The organism is Desulfovibrio sp. Fe33 (assembly GCF_028532725.1).
GTDB lineage: Bacteria > Desulfobacterota > Desulfovibrionia > Desulfovibrionales > Desulfovibrionaceae > Pseudodesulfovibrio.
Genome location: NZ_JAQKGU010000005.1, coordinates 158,761 through 174,090, shown reverse-complemented (window position 1 = coordinate 174,090; position 15,330 = coordinate 158,761). Strand labels below are relative to the sequence as shown.

Sequence of the window (15,330 nt, the reverse complement as noted above, 5' to 3'; positions counted from 1 at the left end):
TGCTATCTCCTTTTCCCTAGCCTTGTCCGATGACGAGGGCTTTCTGGAACATTTGCTTGGCCGCCTGGATCGTCTGGACGTTGGCCTCGTATCCGCGCATGGCCTGCATCATGTTGGCCATTTCCTCAACCACGTTGATGTCCGGATAGAACACGTAGCCCTGGTCGTTGGCGTCGGGATGGTCAGGCTCGTAGACCTGCTTGAAGGGCCGCTGGTCGGCGGTCACTCCCAACACCTTGACTCCTTCCAGGTTGCGGTTGAGCTGGTCCTGCATGGCCTGGTCGAAGGGCGAGTAGACCGGGGTCGCCTCGAAGGAGACGGATTTGCGCTGGTACGGGCCGCCTTCGGCCGTCTTGGTGGTCCGGATGTTGGCCATGTTCATGGAAATGACGTTGAGCTGCGCCCGTTGGGCCGTGAGGCCGGACGCGCCGATGTCCAGGGCTGTCATGATATCCATTTACTTGCTCCCTTCCTGAATGACCTTGCCCATGCCGTCGAAACTTTTTTTGATGACCGAGGCCAGGGCGTTGTACATCATGGTGTTCTTGGCGTTCGTGGCCATTTCCTTGTCCAGGTTCACGTGGTCCATGCCGTAGACCTCGCGCGCCCGGAAGTCGTCCAGCCCTTCGCCCTTGAAGCCGTCGGGATCGAAGGTTGCGGGAAGATGGGACCCCTGAGTGCGGGTGAGCTTGCCAAGGGCGTTCTGGTTCAGCGCGTCCTGCAGGCGGCCTTCGAATTCGAGGCTGCGGGCCCGGTAGCCCGGCGTGTTCACGTTGGCGATGTTGCCCGTGACGACATTTTGACGTTCCAGGCGCAGGTCCATGACCTTTGCCGTCAGGTTGAGCTGGTGCTCGAAAAGTCCTCGCATTTCTTGATCCTCCTGCATTCGCGTAACCGTGGCCGTCCCGTGGGGGCATGATTTTCCGCCGGGACCGAAAAAGAGTAAGCAACTCCCGTTCCAAACGAATAATATCCTGGAATAATTCAAGATATATAAAATGTTGGAGACGGCGCGTCAGAGTTGCGGACAAGGGGACGGCCGCCGGCGCGTCATTTTGGCGGAAACAGAGGTAGAATCTTCCCTCCGGCCCCTCGTGGGGGAGGAGAAATGGAGGGGGCGCGGTTAGGCGTATGCCGTAAAATATGATTTTTTACAGTGGGTTATAGTTTTATCTTTGCAATGGCCTGTTGTGGCGGAATCAGTTGTTGGCACATTGATTGCTAGATCGGTTTCGGCCGAATCGGCCAAGGAGATTTTTTCAGCCCGGCCCTTCGGGAAAAGGAGAAATGGAGGGGAACTATGAGTGGTCATCTGGATTACGAAATCAACAAGGAACTCGGCGAATGCTACCTGTTCATGGGTGAGCTGGACAAGGCCGAGGAGTATTACAAGAAGGCCGTCGGTTCCAACGGCGTCCATCCCGACCCGTATCTCGGCCTGGCTACCGTCGCTGTCCAGCGCGGCGATTTGAAGAACGCCGAGATCATGTACCGGAAGGCCCACAAGATCGAGCCTTCCGACAAGAGTCTTTCAGGGATCGGACTCATTCTCATGGAGAACGGCGGCAAGGAAGAGGCCTTCTCCCTGTTTGTCGAGGCCGTCGGCATGAACCCCGAGAACATGGTCGCCCTGTTCAGCCTGATTCGGCTCGGCCATGAGCTGAACCGTCTCGGCGAGACCATCCCGCATCTCGAAAATTACCTTGAAATCGATCCGGCCAAGCATGAAGTGCGCTATTCTCTGGCCGGATGCCTCGTTTGTGCCGGGCAGACCGAGGCGGCCGTCAAGCAGCTTGAGATCATCCTCGAAAAGGATCCCGAGCACGCCGCCGCCAAGGAAATGCTCGACCAGATCAGGTCCTGATAAAGGTCTCCCCTCCCGTTGATTTCCCGTCCCGCAGCCTTTTGCCGCGGGGCGGGAGGTCAGCCCTCAGGGCGTCGAGACGCTCGTCGGCCGCGTGAAGACGTTTCCCCGCCCGGGGATGTCCAGCGTCGGTCCTTTCCGCTTTCCGAGTTCAGCGGCGGCCCTGCCTGGGGCTGTTCGCCGTCCCCTTTATTCCGTTCCAACGTCAGATGGTCACGTTGCTTGTTCATCGTCCTGCAATGATGGGCTGTTGAGTGTTTTCCGCCCGTTCACCCGTTTCGGCGAGGGCGGCTCGGTTTTGGTTTTTTTGCAGTTTTTGCCGTCGGGAATCAAAGTTTTTTGAACAGCTGTGGAAAAACTCCGGTCCATTGCGCTGATTTTCGCCGGAAACCGTGGCCTTCCGCGCCTTGCCTTTGGGCAACAAATCTGGCACAGGCTCACAAAACATCAAGTGAGGTTTGCGATGAATCTGTTGCCTGTTAAGAGAGCTATTCTTTCAGTGACCGACAAGACCGGTCTTGCCGAGTTCGGCGAGTTCCTGGTTGAGCAGGGGTGTGAACTGGTGTCCACCGGCGGCACCAAGAAGATGCTGCAGGGCGCCGGGCTGCCCGTCACCTCGGTGTCCGACGTCACCGATTTCCCCGAAATTCTCGGCGGCCGGGTCAAGACCCTTCACCCGCACATCCACGGCGGCATCCTGGCCGACAAGGATGACGAGGCGCACATGGAAACCCTGCGCGATTTCGGCATCGAGCCGTTCGACCTGGTTTGCGTCAACCTGTACAACTTCGCCGACGCCGTAGCCAAGGGCCTGGACCTCAAGGCCGCGGTGGAGCAGATTGACATCGGCGGTCCCACCATGTTGCGCGCCACCGCCAAGAACTTCCATTCCATCTGCGTGGTCCCCGATCCCCAGTACTATGAGACGGTACGCCAGGAGATCGAGGAGCACGGCGGCCTGACGCTCGCCTTCCGCAAGGAGATGGCCACCCTGACCTTCAGGCTGACCAGCGAGTATGACGCCATGATTACGAAGTACTTGAGCGAGAACGACGCCTAGTCGCAGTTTTCGCCCCGCCGCGCGGCATCAGGGGGATTGCCGCGCGGCGGAAGTGAGTGCATAATCGTGCCGCGGTTCAGGGAGCGGAGGCCGGAGCGGCGCAATTTGCCGGACATCCGGCTTCCGCTCCCTGAATCGTACTGGAAGGGGAAGAGCTTCGGCGTTGGGCCGAAGTCGAATATTTCCGCGTAAACAGGGGAGCGTCGTCATAGCCCAGAAACCCAAGGGCAACCTGCAAGGGTTGAAGCCCAACCATGTAAAACGGCTGTCAAGGCTGTATCAGCGTCAGTTCCCGACCACCGGTGTCTATACCGTCGAGCAAGGACGCGAACTGGCCGAGCTGTCGTCCGAAACGGGTCGTCAGATCGGATTGCTCATCGACCGCCAGGGCAAAGTGGAAATGGTCCTGGTGGGCGACAATCGCGCCATCTTCATCCCGGAATTGCCGCGAGCCCGCATGAGCTCCGGCCGTCTGCGCGGCCTGCGGCTGCTGCATACCCACCTGGCCGACGAAAGCCTGAGTCAGGAGGACCTCATGGACATGGTCTTCCTGCGGCTCGATTCCGTGGCCGTGCTGACTGTGCGCGAGGGCGCGCCGGTCACGGTGGAGGCCGCCCATCTGCTGCCGCCCAATCCGGACGAGAAGAGTTACGAGTTGCTGCCGCCCGTGCGTTGGGACCGCTTCGAGCACGACCTCGGGGCCGTGACCTCCGCCGTGGAGGACGAGTTCGGCCGCCAGGCGGCCGGGCAGGGCACCGAGTCGGACGAGAATCGCGCCCTGCTGGTCAGTGTGGACGAGACGCCGCGCCCGGTGCAGGAGCTTTCCCTGGAGGAGCTGGCTGAGCTGGCCGATACCGCCGGGATAATATCCGCCGGAACCATGATTCAGCGGGTGCGCAAGCTCAATCCCAAGTTCATCATGGGCAAGGGCAAGCTGGCCGAGCTGGAAGTCCGCGCCTTGCAGGCCAACGCTTCCATCATCATCTTCGACCAGGAGCTTTCGCCCACCCAGATGCGCAACCTGGCCGAGATCACCGAGCGCAAGATTCTTGACCGCACGCAACTCATTCTCGATATTTTCGCCCAGCACGCCACATCGAAGTCGGGCAAGCTCCAGGTGGAGATGGCTCAGCTCAAGTACACCCTGCCGCGATTGGTGGGGAAGAACCGGGCCATGTCCCGGCTTATGGGCGGCATCGGCGGGCGTGGTCCCGGCGAAACCAAGCTTGAGATCGACCGCCGCAGGGCCAACGACCGGCTCACCCGGCTCAAGGCCGAACTCAAGCAAGTCCGCAAGCATCGTTCGCAGACCCGTGAGCGGCGCGCCAAGGCCGGGCTGCCCATTGTTTCCCTGGTGGGCTACACCAATGCGGGCAAATCCACCTTGCTCAACACCCTGACCCAGTCCAAGGTTCTGGCCGAGGACAAGCTCTTCGCCACCCTGGACCCGACGAGCCGCCGCATCCGCTTTCCCGAGGAGCGCGAGGTGGTCCTGACCGATACCGTCGGATTCATCCGCCGGTTGCCGCCGGACCTCAAGGAGGCGTTCCAGGCCACGTTGGAGGAACTGGATTCCGCCGATCTGCTGGTGCAGGTCTGCGATGCCTCCCATCCCGAGGTGGAGGAGCAGGTCGAGGCGGTCCGCGCCATTCTCGACGATATGGACCTTTCCGCCATTCCTTCCATCCTGGTGCTGAACAAGTGGGACAAGCTGGACGAGGAAGGAAGGGAAGCCATGCGCAACATCTACCCCGAAGGCATCCCCGCCGCGGCGGTGGACCGGCCCACGCTGGAGCCGATGGTCGAGGCCATCCTCGAGAATCTTCCCTGGGAAAAGCAGGGGAGCTAGTCTTCGTCCTTGGCCCGCTTGACGCCCATGCACGGGCCGCCGAGAGAGGCCGCGCATTCGCCGCCCACCTGATGGCCGTCGTAGGAGGTCTCGCTTTCCAGCGGCTCCACGTGGATGGTCACTTCGGCCCTGGGCAATTTGGAGTGGATAAGCTCCTCAATCAATTCGCATAGTTCATGGGAATCATGCACGGTCATGGAGCCGGGCACCACCAGGTGGAAATCGATGAACCGCCTGGGGCCGGACTTGCGCGTGCGCAGTCCGTGGAAGGTGGCGTCGTCGCCCGTGTAGCTGTGTATGGCATTGGCGATGAGCTGGAGCTCGCCGTCGGGCAGGGCGTCGTCCATGAGCCCGCCCACGGACCGCTTGAGCAGGCCTACGCCCGTGAAGACGATGTTCACGGCCATGATTATGGCGATGATCGGGTCCAGGAGTTTCCATTCCGGCATGACGATGATGACGGCCAGGCCTGCCACCAGTCCCACCGAGGTCCAGACGTCGGTCAGGAGATGCCTGGCGTCTGCTTCGAGGGTGATGGAGTCGAAGCGCTTGGCCGCCCGGAGCATGATTCGGGCAGTGAGAAAATTGATGAGCGAGGAAACAAAGGCCAGGAGCAGGCCGATGCCGAGGTTGTTCAGGGGCTGCGGCGAGAGAAATCGCATGACGGCCGCATAGGCGATGCCGATGGCGGCCACGATGATGAGCACGCCCTCTATGCCGCTCGAAAAGTATTCGGCCTTGCCGTGGCCGTAGGCGTGGTCGGCGTCGGCCGGGCGCAGGGCGATGGTAATGGCCGTCAGGGCGAGCACCCCGGCGGTCAGGTTGACCAGGGATTCGGTGGCGTCCGAGAGCAGCCCGACGGAGCCGGTCATCCCCCAGGCGCCGAACTTCAGCACCAGGGTCAGGATGGAGGCCACGATGGAGTAGACGGCGTACCGTTTGGGGGAAGCTCTCCGCACTCCGTTATTCCTTCTTGAGCCAGGGGTTTTCCTCGCCCCGGGCCAGCCGCCGGATGTTGTCCTTGTGCCTCCAGAACAGGATAAGCATGACGACGAGAGCAACCGGGATGAAGGAAATGTTGCCGGACAGGAGCATGAGCACCGGCAGGGACAGGGCGAAGGTCAGGGACCCCATGGAAACGTGGCCGGTCAGCCAGACCATGAGCAGGCAGAGCGCGATGGCGATGAGCGCGGGCCAGAAGGCCAGCCCCAGGAACACGCCCACGGTGGTGGCCACGGCCTTGCCGCCCTTGAAGTGCATGAAGCAGGAAAATACATGGCCCAGGATGGCCGCGAGGCCGACCAGGGACAGGGCGAAGGGGGATTCTATCCAGGAGGCCGCGAAGACCACGGGCAGGAGACCCTTGAGCAGGTCGCAGGCCAGGGTTGCGATGCCGTATTTCATGCCGCACAGCCGGGCCACGTTCGTCGCGCCGGTGTTCTTGCTGCCGTTCTGTCTCGGGTCGGTGCCGCACGCCGATCGGGCAATGAGCAGTCCAAAGGGAATGGAGCCGAGGACATAGGCCAACAGGATCCAGAAGATGAACGTCATGGTGATTTCTCCAGCTATGGTCTCAAGTTTAGCGTGTTGTAGCGTTTTTGAAGGTATAATGGAAGCCGCGGCTACTCTTCCAGGGCTTCGCTCAGTCTGATTTCGTTGTTCAGCGGATCGATGCGCGAGAAGTTGATGAGGAATTTCTGCCCGGGATAGAGCTTGTCTCCAAGCATCTTCTTCGGCGCGCGAACATTGACCTGAAGATGCGGCATGGCCAGGGTGGCCATGGGCCCGGCCTCGTCCACGAGTACGGCGGGTTGGAATTCGCGGCGGCGTTTGGCCAGGTAGACCAGCTTCCAGTATCTGGGCCGGAACCGTTGCACCGCCCCCACGGCCTGGATACGCATATTCAGGTGGGGAATGATCTGGTCCAGTTCCTCGCGATCGAGCCGCGGTTGGCCGGTCGACAGAAAGGAGCAGACCTGGGCCATGTTCAGAAAATCGGTGTACCGCCGCAGGGGTGAAGTTATGGGCGCGTAGGCCGGGACGCCCAGGGCCGCGTGCCGTTTGGGCGAGGTCTCCAGGGTCGGGGGCAGGAGCAGTTTCACCGAGCGCAGGATTTCCGCCGGTTCGGTGAAAATTCCCGCAGACTCCGGCGGCAGGGCGATGTCCTGCGTCCGGTGGAGCAGGGGCACCTCGTGTTCGGCCGCCCATCGGGCAAGGCCCGCGTTGGCAAGTATCATGAATTCGCTGATGACCAGTTCGGAGCGGGGGCTGGGCTCCTTGAGCTCGATTTGCACCGAGGTCTGTGCGCCGCTGCCCTCCAGGGTGACGATGGGCTCGGGCCTGCGGATGACGCACGCGCCGGAAGCCAGCCGCCGTTCCAGCAGCCGGGTCGCCAGGTCATGGGCCAGCATCAGGGACTCGTCCGTCCGTTCCCGGATGGCCGCGTCCGTTATCTCATAGGTGGTGTTCGAGGCCAGCCGGACCCAGGCCGTGCGGGGCTCGACCCTTTCCAGGGAGCCGTCGGCCGCCAGGAAGAAGTCCGTGACCAGGGCGGGACGCGCTTCGCCCTCCAGCAGGGAGTACAAGCCGGTCCCCAACTGTTCGGGCATCATGTGGCTGGTGCCTTCGGGAAGATACAGGCTGCTCGCACGGTGCAGGACCGCCTTGTCCAGCGGCGAGCCGAAGTCCCAGTGGGATTCCGGCCGGGCCAGGGCGAGGGTCAGCCGGTAGCCTGTGCCGTGTTTCTCTATGCGGAAGGCGTCGTCGATGTCCCGGGTGGTGCTGGCGTCGATGGAGACCAGGTCTTCTATCTCGGAAGGTTCTGTCTGATTGGAAAAGCGTTCTTTTATCTGTTCGATATCTATGGAAAAGGATTCCGACCAGTCGTTGCCCCAGTCGTATTCGGCCTCGTCCAGGTGATAGTTGTGATGGACCGGCAGGATGGACCAGGTCTGGGCCAGGAGCAGCGCCAGATGCGGGGTGTCGGGCAATCCCTTGGATATGGCCGTCCATATCTTTCGGTCGTTTTCGTCCAGGGTTTCGCCCACCTTGCCCCTGAGAATGCGGGACAGTCCTTTGGCAAGGTCCGGGGCGATTTCGGGCAGGCGGGGCTTGCGGCCCTGGCTGTAGGCTCCCCAAAGTTCGCCGAGCAGGGTCTGACCCGCGGCGGTGATGGCCTCCCGTTCCTTTTCCTCGGCTTGCAGCCTGAGCTTTTGCTCGACTTTTTCGGCGGACCAGATTTCGAAAACGGGCGGCCGGAATTTGAAATGCGTCTTGGCCTGAAGCATGGCCCTGCCCAGGGCGGCCAGATGGTCCGCGTCCCATTCATCCCACACGAGATCAGCGAACCAGGTCAGGGGGGCGGATTCCAGTTCGCCCTGGGCCAGTTCCCATAGCTCCATGACGTTGAGCCCCGCCTGAATCTCCCCGCGCGCCTCCTGGCGTTCATTGAGAATGTTCTGGATGTCCTGGCGCGTTGCGTCGGCGGACAGCAGCGGCCCCTGCCAAGGCAAAAGGCGCGGAGTGGGCAGCTTTATTTCACGCTTGTTGATGGTCAACAGGCGGAGCTTGCCGGAGGACTCCTCCAGCACCCAGGCGAGCTGGGGTTGGTCGCCGTGCATGAATTCCACCACCATGCCGGGGCGGACCGAGGGGCCGAGCGGGATTGTTTTAGCCATATGTAAATCAGTTCTTTGCTTTGGTTGCGTTACCGGTCCATTTAGCATGAAACGGTTGTCAGGGTAAGGCCGAGCGCGTAATGGGGAGACATGCGCATGGATCTTGTGGAACTCCTCGGCGTTTTCGCCGGCTGCTGCACCACCCTGGCCTTTTTCCCCCAGGTCCTGCACACTTGGCGGACCCGTTCCGTGGCGGATATTTCACTGCGCATGTATCTGCTGCTTACCCTGGGGGTTTCCCTGTGGTTGGTCTACGGTATCCTGATCGGCTCTTTGGCCGTTACTCTGGCCAATGCCGTCACTTGGGTCCTGGCCGTATTCATCCTGGTCATGAAACTCGTTTTCGGCAGACTGTCCCGCAGGGAGTTCGACAGCCGTCCCAAATAAAAGGCTTCGCCGAACTCCTGCCCGGCGAAGCCCATTTCATCATTTTCGTCCGGCGCTCTAGTGTTTGAAGGAGCGTTGTCCGGTGAAGACCATGGCCACTTGCGGCGTGGCTTCGTTCACGGCGGTGATGACCTCGTGATCGCGGATGGAGCCGCCGGGCTGTGCGATGGCGGTCACGCCCTGGTCCATGCACAGGTCCACGCCGTCGCGGAACGGGAAGAATCCGTCCGATACGACCACGGAGCCGGGCAGGCCGCCGCGCGCTTCTTCGGTGCGTTTCTCGATGTCCTCCAGCTTCGCCTTCATCTCGGGGTCCTTGATGGCCGCGAGCTTGAGTTCGAACAGGGACTTGCCGAGTTCCTTGGAGGACAGCAGGTCGGCATACTTGATGTACGCCTTGGTCACGGCCAGCAGCACGCAGCCCACGCGGTCCTGTTCGCCGGTGCCGATGGCGGTGGTCACGCCGCCGCGGGCGAAGATGACCGAGTTGGAGGTCACGCCCGCCTCGACGGCCCAGGCGAAGAGCAGGTCGTCCGCTTCCTGGCTGGAAGGGGCGCGGGCCACGAACCTGTTTCCATCCTTCTCGGCTTCGGCCGGAAGGAAATCGTCGGCGGCCAGGATCGCGTTGCGGAAGGAGAACTGAAGGACCATGCCGCCGTCGGAAAGGGACTTGATGTCGAGGAAGGGCGTTTTGGACAGCTTCTCAAGTTCGTAAATGCCCGGGATTTCGAGAATCCGCAGGTTCTTTTTCTTCTTGAGCACTTCAAGGGCATCGGCGTCGAATTCGGGAGCGGCCACGACTTCGAAATATACGGAGTTTATCAGTTCTGCGGTGGCCAGATCGAGCTTGCGGTTGACCACGACGGCTCCGCCGAAAGCGGCGATGCGGTCGGCCTCGAAGGCGCGCTTCAGGGCGACGGATACGCCCTCTTCGGTCCAGGCTGCGCCGCAGGGGTTGTTGTGCTTGAGGATGAGCGCGGCGGGCTTGGCGGAAAGGTACTGAAGGATGTTCAGGGCGTTGTCCACGTCGGTCAGGTTGGTCTTGCCGGGATGCTTGCCCGCCTGGAGCATGTGTTCCTCGGTCAAGGCGGAAACCAGTCCCTGGCCCGCGCCGATGAACTTGACGCCGCCGACCTCAAGCTGTCCCTCGGCCAGCTCGTAGAGCGCGGCGGGTTGATCCGGGTTCTCGCCGTAGCGCAACCCCTTGGTCTCGCCGTCGATCTCCCAGGTCCGCTTCCTGAAGACCAGCTCCTGGTCGCCCAGGGTCAGCTTCATGTCTGCGGGGAACGGGTCCTGCTGCAAAGTATGGTACATTTTTTTCAAATCGCTCATCGGTTGGACTCCCTGTTGTTGCCGTGTGAGGGGGCGGTCATAACACACCTTCCAGAGGCGGGCAACGATTGCGGGATCACCCGTCCCGGCCGCGGGAGACCTGCCCCGGACAGCCGCCCGCCGCGTTGCCCTGCGGCGTGTTTTTGTCGGGGATGAGGGTGATTTTGCCATGGCGGGGCGTGCAGATGTTTGTTATGAAGGACATCCCGGCGTGCGTTTTTTCACCAATCAAGGAATATCGATGTCAGAAAGCTACATGGAAAAGGCGCTCTTGAAGCTCGCCCGTCAGATCAATGCGTACGATGAGGCCTCGCTCATGAGCCTGTGGGAGAAATACGCGGAGAAGGTCCGCAATTTCGAGCCCACCAAACGATGGGAGGAATCGGTCCTGGTGTTCAACCTCATCCAGTCCACCCGTCTGAAAAATCAGCTTTTCAATTATAATTGGGCCCAGTCCCGCCAGCCCGGAGACGGGCCGACGGAGATCGACCTGGCGGCCCTGACCGCGCCCGAAAAATTCCCGGAGCCGGAGATTCGCGAGTTCGCCGACGGAAAGGGGTCGTGCAAATCCGGGTCGGAAAAGAAGGACCGACGCGGGAAGCTGCTCACCCTCACGCCCAAGAACAACAAGTAAACGACGCGCTGGCCGGTTGACACGGGCCCCCATTTATATTTACGGGATATAACCGTTTGTGCGCGCATTCCAATCCGGGGTCCGGAATTCCGGTATTTCAAGGAGCTAACAATGTCCAATATGGTGGTTTTCGGTTCCCAGTGGGGAGACGAAGGTAAAGGCAAGGTCGTCGACATGCTGGCCGAGAAGGCGGACGCCATCGTCCGTTTTCAGGGCGGCAACAACGCCGGGCATACCCTGGTGGTCGACGGCGAGCAGTGCATCCTGCACCTGATTCCTTCCGGTATCCTGCACCCCGGCAAGCAGTGCCTCATCGGCAACGGCGTGGTCCTGGACCCGTTCGTGTTCTGCGAGGAGCTGGACAAGCTCGCCGCCAAGGGTGTGGACGTTTCCGCCGGTCGCGTGATGATAAGCAAGAAGACCCATATCATCATGCCTTACCATCGGCTCATGGATTCGGCTCGCGAGTCCTCCCGTTCCGATGACGGCAGGATCGGCACCACCGGCCGGGGCATTGGCCCGTGCTACGAAGACAAGATGCACCGTTGCGGCATCCGGGCCGGTGATTTCGCCGATCCCGAGCTGCTCCGCGAAAAGATCGCCACGGCCCTTGAAGAAAAGAACGTGCTTTTCCAACACCTGTACGGCGCCGAACCCATGGACGCACAGGCGGTCTTCGACGAGGTCCTGCCCGTGGCCGAGCGGCTCGTGCCGTATCTCGGCGACGTGTCTTCCGCCATCCAGGATGCCGATTGCGTCCTGTTCGAAGGCGCGCAGGGCACCCATTTGGACATCGACCACGGCACCTATCCCTTCGTGACCTCCTCCAACACGGTCACCGCCAACGCGGCCTCCGGTTCCGGCTGTTCGCCGCGCGAGTTGGATCGAATCATCGCCATCGTCAAGGCGTACACCACCCGCGTGGGCAGCGGCCCGTTCCCCACGGAGCTGCTCGACGCCGACGGCGAGTACCTGCAGAGCAACGGCCACGAGTTCGGCGCCACCACCGGGCGCAAGCGCCGTTGCGGCTGGCTCGATCTGGTCGTGCTCAAGGAATCCGCCCGGCTGAACGGCCCCACCGAGCTGGCCATCACCAAGCTGGACGTCCTGTCCGGCCTGAAGGAAGTCAAGCTCTGCGTGGCCTACGAGTATAACGGCGAGACCATCGCCTACCCGCCCCAGGAACAAAACGGCATGGCGCACGTCACCCCGGTCTTCGAGACCCTGCCCGGCTGGGACGAGGACATCACCGGCGCGCGCGGCTGGGATGACCTGCCCGAGAACGCGGTCAAGTATCTCCGGCGGATCGAGGAAATCACCGGCGTCAAGATCGGTATCGTGTCGGTCGGCCCGGACAGAGTGCAGACCTTCTAGGAGGCGCAGGGCATGACGCTGTGCGAAGACCTGCTGGCCCGCCTTGAGGGGCAGGAGCACGCGGTCAGGCGTCTCAACGCCATCGCCCATGACCCGCCCCAATCCATAGTTATCGAGGGGGGCGACGCGGAATCCCGCGTCGCCCTCGCCCTGTATTGGGCCATGCGGCTCAATTGCGAAGGCGGCGGTGAGCCGTGCTGCCATTGCGCCGCCTGTCGGCAGATCGCCGATCTGGCCTTCAACGATCTCTTTTTCTTCGACGGACGCGAAGGGCTCATCAAGGTTGAGTCCGTGCGCGAGAAGCGTTCCACGTGGGGCCAGCCGCCCAATGGCGACGGCTACCGCGTGAGCATCTTCGCCGAAGCCCAGATGTTCATGACCGAGGCGGCCAACGCCCTGCTCAAGTCGCTGGAGGAGCCGAGGCCGGGCAACGTGTTCGTCCTGGCTGCGCCTCAGCGCGAGCGGCTTCTGGAAACCCTGGTCTCCCGTTCCTGGGTAGTGACTCTGGCGTGGCCCGACGTGCGTGAGAATACGCCCGAAGTGACGGAGTGGACCTCGGCTCTGGTGAAGTTCTGGCAGACGCGCCAGGGGTGGTTCGAACGGACGCAGGTGCGCGGCGCAGTGGACCGCGATTTGGCCATGGCTGTTGTCCTCGGTATGCAGCGCGAGCTGCGCGAGGCCTTGTCCGGCTCCTGCGGCACGCCGCTTTCGGCGGGCATGGCCCGGGCGTACGGTCCGGCGGACCTGCGGCGTATCGGGCTGGTTCTGGATCAGGCCCAGGACGCCCTGAATACCCAGGTTCCGGTCAACCCGACCATGGTTCTGGACTGGGTCGCCACCCGCATGGTGTAGTCATGCGCATCGTTCCATTCGACGGGCACGACTCCGACGCGATCGTCGAGCTCATCACCACCATTCAGATTGCCGAGTTCGGCGTGGCCACTTCGGCTGAGCAACAGCCGGACTTGCGGCGCATTCCCGAATTTTACCAGCAGGGCGCGGGCAATTTCTGGCTCGCGTTCGAGGACGGGGAGCTTGTGGGGACCATCGCCCTCAAGGATGTGGGGGGCGGCATTTGCGCCCTGCGCAAGATGTTCGTGAAGCAGGCGTTCCGGGGCAGGGAGCGCGGCATTGCCGCGACGCTCATGCGGACCCTGCTCGACCACGCGCGGGAAAGGGGCGTCCGCGAGATATACCTCGGCACCGTTGACGTCTACCACGCTGCCCATCGTTTTTACGAAAAATCAGGTTTCACCGAGATCGCCAGGGAGGAGGTGCCGGATTTGGTGCCGCTCATGGATGTGGACGTGAAATATTACCGCCATCGTTTTTAGCGTCTTTGCGAGCGCAACGAAAAACGCCCGGATCGTTGAATCGATCCGGGCGTTTTTGTTTGCGTTGGCGATGGGGTTTAGTCGTCCACCTTGCGTCCGACGAAGCGGATGACCAGGGCCGTGGCCAGGATGCCCAGCGGCAGGGTCAGGCTGACGGGCAGTCCGAGACCGGCCGGGAGGTAGCCGGTGAGGATGGCCAGCGCGGCCACGGTCACGGAGTAGGTCAGCTGGGTGCGGACGTGGTCGATGTGGTCGCAGCCCGCTCCCATGGAGGACAGGATGGTGGTGTCCGAGATGGGCGAGCAGTGGTCGCCGAAGATAGCGCCGGTCAGCACCGAGCCCACGGAAAGGATCACGAACTCCGGGGACGGGTTCAGGGCGAAGGCCAGCGGAATGGTCAGGGGCATGAGGATGCCCATGGTTCCGTACGAGGTGCCCGTGGCGAACGAGATGATCGAGCCCAGGATGAAGATGATGGACGGGAGCAGGTAGGCGGGCAAGGTCTCGGACAGCGCGCCGACCAGATAGGTGGCGGTGCCCAGCTCCTTCATGACGCCGGACAGGGACCATGCCAGGAGCAGGATGACCGCCGTGATGTTCATGGATTTGATGCCGGTGACGAAGGTTTCGATGGCTTCCTTCAGCGGCATGATCTTTTTGCTGACGGCCATGCCGATGGCGACCAGGGAGGCGAGGAGAGCCGCCTGGAAGAGAACCACCGAGGCGTCGGAAGCGCCGAAGCAGGTGCGCATGGCGGTGAAGCTCAGGGGCGAGGCGTTGACGGAAGCCAGCACTTCCGGGTCGTCGATGGCCTGATAGCCGTTGAAGTAGAAGCCGAGGAATGCGGCGACCATGAGAGTGCCGATGGGCAGGATGGCGCTCCAAACGGACGGCTTGACGTGGGAGGCCGGTTCAAGGGTGGTGGCTTCCTCGGAGGCCATGGGCACGGCGTTGTCGGCGATGACCTTGCCTTCTTTGCGGGCGCGTATCTCGGCCTTGTACATGGGGCCGAAGTCCCGCTTGAACCATACGGCAATGAGAATGAAAAGCAGGATGTAGATGTTGTAGAAGCGGTAGGGGATGGTCTGCACAAAGATGCCGTAGGCGTTGCCGCTCAGGCCGATGGCCTGGTAGCCGTCCCGGATCAGGCCGACTTCGTAGGCGACCCAGGTGGAGATCAGCGCGATGCCCGCGATGGGCGCGGCGGTGGCGTCGATGATGAAGGCCAGTTTTTCGCGGGAGATGCGCAGGCGGTCAGTGACCGGACGCATGATCGGGCCGACGGTCAGGGAGTTGGCGTAGTCGTCGAAAAAGATGAAAAGACCCATGACCCAGGCCGCCAACTGGGAGGAGCGGGGAGTTTTGGCCCAGCGGGAGATGGCTCCGGCGATGGCTGTGGCGCCGCCCATCTTGGAGATCAGCGCGATGAGGCCGCCGATGGCCAGAACCTGGAGCACGATGCCCGCATCCCAGGGATCGGCCAGGGAGGAAAGGACCTGACCGGAAAGGTGCAGGAAGCCGCCGACCATCGCGTGGTAGACGTCGAAGCCTTTCAGTTCGAGCATGAAGCAGCCGGAGAAGACGCCGATGAACAGGGACAGGACGACGTTCTTGCTGGCGAAGGCCAGGATGATGGCCAGCAGGGGCGGAATCAGGGTCAGGGCGCCCCATTGTAGGGCGTTGTCGGCGGCTGCGGCCGCGTCGGCGGCCGAGGCCTGGTCCGGCATGAATGCGGCTGCCAGGCAGACGGCCGCCAGAATGAGTGGTTTGCGCATGAACTTCCCTTTGAAAATAGCTCGTTGAGGTGCGAAAAAGACCG

General features: G+C 62.1%; 15 protein-coding genes. 8 read left to right on the top strand and 7 right to left on the bottom strand.

The genetic code is table 11. The annotated features are described in order from the left end of the window. Window positions 1-16 precede the first annotated feature (16 nt). Together flgC and flgB are read right to left on the bottom strand one after the other, a co-directional pair. Window positions 17-457 carry a flagellar basal body rod protein FlgC gene (gene flgC / locus PSN43_RS09050; protein WP_269942167.1) on the bottom strand — a complete coding sequence of 147 codons (441 nt, stop codon included), beginning with the start codon at window positions 455-457 and terminating at the stop codon, window positions 17-19. Continuing rightward, on the bottom strand, window positions 458-868 hold the full coding sequence (gene flgB, locus PSN43_RS09045) for a flagellar basal body rod protein FlgB (protein ID WP_272700394.1): 411 nt from the start codon (window positions 866-868) through the stop codon (window positions 458-460). 432 nt (window positions 869-1,300) lie between these two features. Here flgB and PSN43_RS09040 point away from each other — a divergent pair, with 432 nt between their 5' ends. The 3 genes from PSN43_RS09040 to hflX all read left to right on the top strand — a co-directional run bounded on the left by PSN43_RS09040 (window position 1,301) and on the right by hflX (window position 4,773). Beyond that, on the top strand, window positions 1,301-1,864 hold the full coding sequence (locus PSN43_RS09040) for a tetratricopeptide repeat protein (protein ID WP_272700393.1): 564 nt from the start codon (window positions 1,301-1,303) through the stop codon (window positions 1,862-1,864). A gap of 463 nt (window positions 1,865-2,327) precedes the next feature. Next, window positions 2,328-2,924 (top strand): IMP cyclohydrolase, encoded by a 597-nt coding sequence (locus PSN43_RS09035; protein WP_272700392.1) that lies wholly within the window; start codon window positions 2,328-2,330, stop codon window positions 2,922-2,924. Window positions 2,925-3,324: 400 nt separating this feature from the next. Then, window positions 3,325-4,773, top strand: coding sequence for a GTPase HflX (hflX, locus tag PSN43_RS09030; RefSeq protein WP_336314028.1), 1,449 nt, complete (start codon window positions 3,325-3,327; stop codon window positions 4,771-4,773). Here the strand turns inward: hflX and PSN43_RS09025 are convergent. From PSN43_RS09025 to PSN43_RS09015, 3 genes are all read right to left on the bottom strand, one after another. Beyond that, window positions 4,770-5,732 (bottom strand): cation diffusion facilitator family transporter, encoded by a 963-nt coding sequence (locus PSN43_RS09025; RefSeq protein WP_272700391.1) that lies wholly within the window; start codon window positions 5,730-5,732, stop codon window positions 4,770-4,772. The genes hflX and PSN43_RS09025 overlap by 4 nt on opposite strands. Window positions 5,733-5,736: 4 nt before the next feature. Next, complete coding sequence (plsY, locus tag PSN43_RS09020; protein ID WP_272700390.1) at window positions 5,737-6,324, bottom strand: glycerol-3-phosphate 1-O-acyltransferase PlsY; 588 nt, start codon at window positions 6,322-6,324, stop codon at window positions 5,737-5,739. Between the two features lie 71 nt (window positions 6,325-6,395). Then, window positions 6,396-8,450, bottom strand: a complete 2,055-nt coding sequence (locus tag PSN43_RS09015; RefSeq protein ID WP_272700389.1) for a ribonuclease catalytic domain-containing protein — start codon at window positions 8,448-8,450, stop codon at window positions 6,396-6,398. Between the two features lie 90 nt (window positions 8,451-8,540). Between PSN43_RS09015 and PSN43_RS09010 the strand changes: the two genes are divergently transcribed. Beyond that, a complete protein-coding gene (locus PSN43_RS09010; RefSeq protein ID WP_272700388.1) occupies window positions 8,541-8,837 on the top strand; it encodes a SemiSWEET family sugar transporter in 297 nt (98 codons plus the stop codon). 57 nt (window positions 8,838-8,894) lie between these two features. Here PSN43_RS09010 and PSN43_RS09005 read toward each other — a convergent pair whose 3' ends face one another. Further along, on the bottom strand, window positions 8,895-10,169 hold the full coding sequence (locus tag PSN43_RS09005; RefSeq protein WP_272700387.1) for an IMP cyclohydrolase: 1,275 nt from the start codon (window positions 10,167-10,169) through the stop codon (window positions 8,895-8,897). Window positions 10,170-10,410: 241 nt separating this feature from the next. Here PSN43_RS09005 and PSN43_RS09000 point away from each other — a divergent pair, with 241 nt between their 5' ends. The 4 genes from PSN43_RS09000 to PSN43_RS08985 all read left to right on the top strand — a co-directional run bounded on the left by PSN43_RS09000 (window position 10,411) and on the right by PSN43_RS08985 (window position 13,511). Next, window positions 10,411-10,803: a hypothetical protein gene (locus tag PSN43_RS09000; protein WP_272700386.1), complete on the top strand. Its 393-nt coding sequence runs from the start codon at window positions 10,411-10,413 to the stop codon at window positions 10,801-10,803. Between the two features lie 111 nt (window positions 10,804-10,914). Beyond that, the gene (locus PSN43_RS08995; protein ID WP_272700385.1) at window positions 10,915-12,177 is read left to right on the top strand and encodes an adenylosuccinate synthase; all 1,263 of its coding nucleotides are present in this window, start codon (window positions 10,915-10,917) and stop codon (window positions 12,175-12,177) included. Window positions 12,178-12,189: 12 nt separating this feature from the next. Next, window positions 12,190-13,029 (top strand): DNA polymerase III subunit delta', encoded by an 840-nt coding sequence (locus PSN43_RS08990; RefSeq protein ID WP_272700384.1) that lies wholly within the window; start codon window positions 12,190-12,192, stop codon window positions 13,027-13,029. 2 nt (window positions 13,030-13,031) lie between these two features. Continuing rightward, on the top strand, window positions 13,032-13,511 hold the full coding sequence (locus PSN43_RS08985; protein ID WP_272700383.1) for a GNAT family N-acetyltransferase: 480 nt from the start codon (window positions 13,032-13,034) through the stop codon (window positions 13,509-13,511). Window positions 13,512-13,588: 77 nt separating this feature from the next. Here the strand turns inward: PSN43_RS08985 and PSN43_RS08980 are convergent, their stop codons facing one another. Continuing rightward, window positions 13,589-15,286: a Na+/H+ antiporter NhaC family protein gene (locus PSN43_RS08980; protein WP_272700382.1), complete on the bottom strand. Its 1,698-nt coding sequence runs from the start codon at window positions 15,284-15,286 to the stop codon at window positions 13,589-13,591. Window positions 15,287-15,330 lie beyond the last annotated feature (44 nt).